Origin of the sequence: Variovorax sp. E3 (assembly GCF_016082275.1) — a bacterium.
Taxonomy (GTDB): Bacteria; Pseudomonadota; Gammaproteobacteria; order Burkholderiales; family Burkholderiaceae_C; genus Variovorax.
Map to the genome: position 1 here is coordinate 1 of NZ_MOWM01000291.1, position 3857 is coordinate 3857.

Annotated in this window: 2 protein-coding genes and 1 pseudogene; all 3 read left to right on the forward strand. The window is 72.0% G+C overall.

Features of this window, described 5'->3' with window-relative positions:
* Positions 1-99 precede the first annotated feature (99 nt).
* On the forward strand, positions 100-1116 hold the full coding sequence (fdhE, locus tag BMG07_RS40090) for a formate dehydrogenase accessory protein FdhE (RefSeq protein ID WP_198089129.1): 1017 nt from the start codon (positions 100-102) through the stop codon (positions 1114-1116).
* A pseudogene (selA, locus tag BMG07_RS40095) lies at positions 1116-2562 on the forward strand (L-seryl-tRNA(Sec) selenium transferase). Before fdhE ends, selA begins: the two are co-directional and overlap by 1 nt.
* A gap of 151 nt (positions 2563-2713) precedes the next feature.
* Positions 2714-3857 (forward strand): selenocysteine-specific translation elongation factor (selB, locus tag BMG07_RS40100; RefSeq protein WP_198089130.1); only part of this gene is annotated, 1144 nt, incomplete at its 3' end.

Genomic DNA, 3857 nt, shown 5'->3' on the forward strand with positions numbered 1-3857 from the left:
CACTCAATGGCGCTCATCGGGCGCGGCCCCCATCCCAGCCTTCCCCCGGAAGGGGAAGGAGCAAGACAAAACCCGTCCGGTGGCTGTAGAGTGGACGCAATGAGCAGCCCTCCTCCGATGCGGACCACGCGCGTTCTCGATCCCGAGCAGATCGCGATGCAGGCCGGGCGGCAGATGCCGTTCCTGCGCCTGCCGGTTCGCGCGCTCGCCTTCTCCGACCGGCAACTGCGGCTGCGCCAGCTCGCGGCCTCGCACCCGATGCGCGAGTACCTGATCTTCATCGCCGACCTCGCACAGGCGCAGCACCAGGTGCTGCAGGACTACGCCCCCGTCGCACTGCCCGCCTCCGATGAACTCGAAGCCGCGTCGAAGGTGCTCAAGCCGCCGATGCCCGCCTTCGGCTGGACGCGCGACGCCGTGTGGCTCGGTGAACTGCGCCGCCTGCTCGCGCTGTTCCGCGCGCGCGTGCCCGAAGGCCCCGCGCGCGACACGCTCGACCGCGTGTTGGCCGCCGACGACGCATGGATCGACCAGCAGGCCGACCGCCTCTCGCGCCGCCTCATGTTCGGGCTCGACCTCGCGGCCGCGCCCTTGATCGCCGCCGGCCTGCAGGCCTACTGGACGCAGCTCGTGCTGCAGGTGGCCGAGCGCCACGGCGAGAACATCTTCGGCCGCACCGACCCCGGCACCGAGTGCCCCTGCTGCGGCAGCGCGCCGACCGTGAGCATCACGCGCATCGGCGCCGACGAAGCGGGCTTTCGCTACCTGCACTGCTCGCTGTGCGGCACCGAGTGGCACTACGTGCGCATCAAGTGCACGCATTGCGAGAGCACCAAGGGCATTCACTTCGAATCGCTGTCGCCGCAGCCCGGCATCGAGCCGCCGCCCACCGGCGCGCGCGAAGGCGCGGTCAAGGCCGAGTGCTGCGACAGCTGCGGCCACTACCTCAAGCAAGTCGCAATGGAAAAAGACCCCGAGGTCGAGCCCGTTGCCGACGACCTCGCGAGCGTCACGCTCGACCTGCTGGTGTCCGAAGCCGGCCACCAGCGCAGCGGCCACAACCTGATGCTGCTGTTCGGCGACCCCGAGATCCCCGACGACGGCGGAGGCGGCTGATGGCGACGCCCGAAGAGTCCGTGGTCCACGGCTCGACGGCAAGGCCCCAGGATCTGCCTTCTGTCGATCAACTGCTGCGCCTCGCCGTGCCGGGCGCCCTGCTGGCCGAGCACGGCCACACGCTGGTGGTGAAGGAAGCGCGCGCGCTGCTCGACGCGCTTCGCGCGCAGGCCGTCGCCGGCAAGCTGCCATCGGCCGAGGTGCGGCACGAAGCGCTCGGCCATGCGCTCGCGGCACGCGTGCAGGCCCGCCTTGCGCCGCGCATGCGTGCCGTGCTCAACCTCACCGGCACCGTCATCCACACCAACCTGGGCCGCGCATTGCTCGCCGATGCCGCGCTGCAGCGGCTGCTCGCGGTGATGACCTCGCCCAACAACCTCGAGTACGACCTGGCCACCGGCAGCCGCGGCGACCGCGACTCGCTGGTCGAAGAGCTGCTGTGCAACATCACCGGCGCGGAGGCCGCCACGGTGGTGAACAACAACGCGGCGGCCGTGCTGCTGACCATCGCGGCGCTGGCGCGCGACCGCGAGGTGATCGTCTCGCGCGGCGAACTGGTCGAGATCGGCGGCGCCTTCCGCATGCCCGACGTCATGGCCAGCGCCGGCGCGCGCATGGTCGAGGTCGGCACCACCAACCGCACGCACCCGCAGGACTACGAGCGTGCCATCAACGAGCACACCGCTGGTGATGAAGGTCCACACCAGCAACTACGCGGTGCAGGGCTTCACCGCCGCCGTCGACGAAGCCACGCTCGCCGGCATCGCGCATGCGCGCGGCGTGCCGCTGGCCACCGACCTGGGCAGCGGCTCGCTGGTCGACCTGGCGCACTACGGCCTGCCGCGCGAGCCGCTGCCGCAGGAGATGCTGGCGGCCGGCTGCGACGTCGTCACCTTCTCGGGCGACAAGCTGCTGGGCGGCCCGCAGGCCGGGCTGATCGTCGGCAGCAAGGCCGCCGTGGGCCGCATCCGCAAGTTCCCGATGAAGCGCGCGCTGCGCATGAGCAAGCTGCCGCTGGCGGCGCTGGAAGCCACGCTGTCGCTGTACCTGCGGCCTGAGCGGCTCGCGCAAGACCTGCCGACGCTGCGCCTGCTCACGCGGCCGGCCGAGGCGATCCGCGAGATGGCCGAGGCCTTGCGGGCACCGGTGCAGACCGCCGTGTCGCCGCGCTTCACGGTCGAGGTGGTGCCGCTGCTGGGCCAGATCGGCTCCGGCTCGCTGCCCGCCGAACGGCTGCCCTCGGCGGGGCTGGCGCTCGCGCCGGCCGGCACGTCGAAGAAGGGTTTGGGCACGGCGCTCGATGCGCTGGGCGCCGCGTTGCGCGGCCTGCCCTTGCCCGTGATCGGACGCATCGCCGAAGACCGCCTGCTGCTCGACCTGCGCTGCCTGGAAGACAGCACCGGGTTCGTCGCGCAACTGCCGCTGCTGCGCGAGCGCCTGCAATGACCCCCGCCCTCGCCCCCCGCATTCCTCCCTCCCCCGCTGGGGGAGGGCCGGGGTGGGGGCACGACGGCTTCCAGGGAAACACAACGCCTGATCGAAAGCCCGCCCCCCTCCCAACCTTCCCCCAAAGCGGGAAGGCGCAACGCGGCACGCCATGATCATCGGCACCGCAGGCCACATCGACCACGGCAAGACCACGTTGGTGCGCGCACTCACGGGCGTCGACACCGACCGGCTGCCCGAGGAAAAGCGGCGCGGCATTTCCATCGAGCTGGGCTACGCGTACCTGCACGCGCCCGACGGCGTGTCGCTCGGCTTCGTCGACGTGCCGGGGCACGAGCGCCTGCTGCACACCATGCTGGCCGGCGCCACGGGCATCGACCATGCGCTGCTGGTGGTGGCCGCCGACGACGGCGTGATGCCGCAGACGCGCGAGCATCTGGCGGTGGTGGCGCTGCTGGGTGTGCGCGAGGCGACGGTGGCCATCACCAAGATCGACCGCATCGACGAGACCGTGCGCCAAGCGCGGCTTGCCGAGGTGCGCTCGGACATCGCCGCGCTGCTCGCGCCCACGCCGCTTGCCGGCGCGCCGATGTTCGCGATTTCGGCGACGACCGGCGAAGGCATCGACGCATTGCGCGACCGGCTGCTCGACGCGGCGCGCAAGGAACGTTCGCGCGACGAAGACCTGGCCTTCCGCCTCGCGGTCGATCGCGCGTTCACGCTGTCGGGCGTGGGCACCGTCGTCACCGGCACGGTCTTCAGCGGCACGGTGCGCATCGGCGATGAACTGCGCGTGGTGCCCGGCGAGCGCACGGTGCGCGTGCGCGGCATCCATGCACAGAACCAGAAGGCCGAGTCCGCGCATGCGGGGCAGCGCTGCGCGCTGGCGCTGGCCGGCGTCACGAAGGACGAGATGCACCGCGGCGACTGGGTCTGCACGCCGGCCATCGCGCTCGCGACGGACCGCATCGACGTGCTGCTCACGCTGTGGCCCGATGAGGCCAAGCCGCTGCGCTCGGGCGCGACCGTGCACGCGCACCTTGGCGCGAGCGACGTGATGGCGTCGCTCGCGCTGCTCGACCGCGACGCGCTGGCGCCCGGCGAAACCGCCCTTGCCCAGCTGGTGCCGAGAGAAAGCCTCGGCGCATGGCACGGCGACCGGGGCGTGCTGCGCGATGCCTCGGCCACGCGCACCGTGGCCGGCGTGCGCGTGCTCGACCCGTTCGCGCCCGTGCGCTACCGCCGCACGCCCGAGCGCCTGCGCACGCTGGCGGCATGGTCCATCGACGACCGCG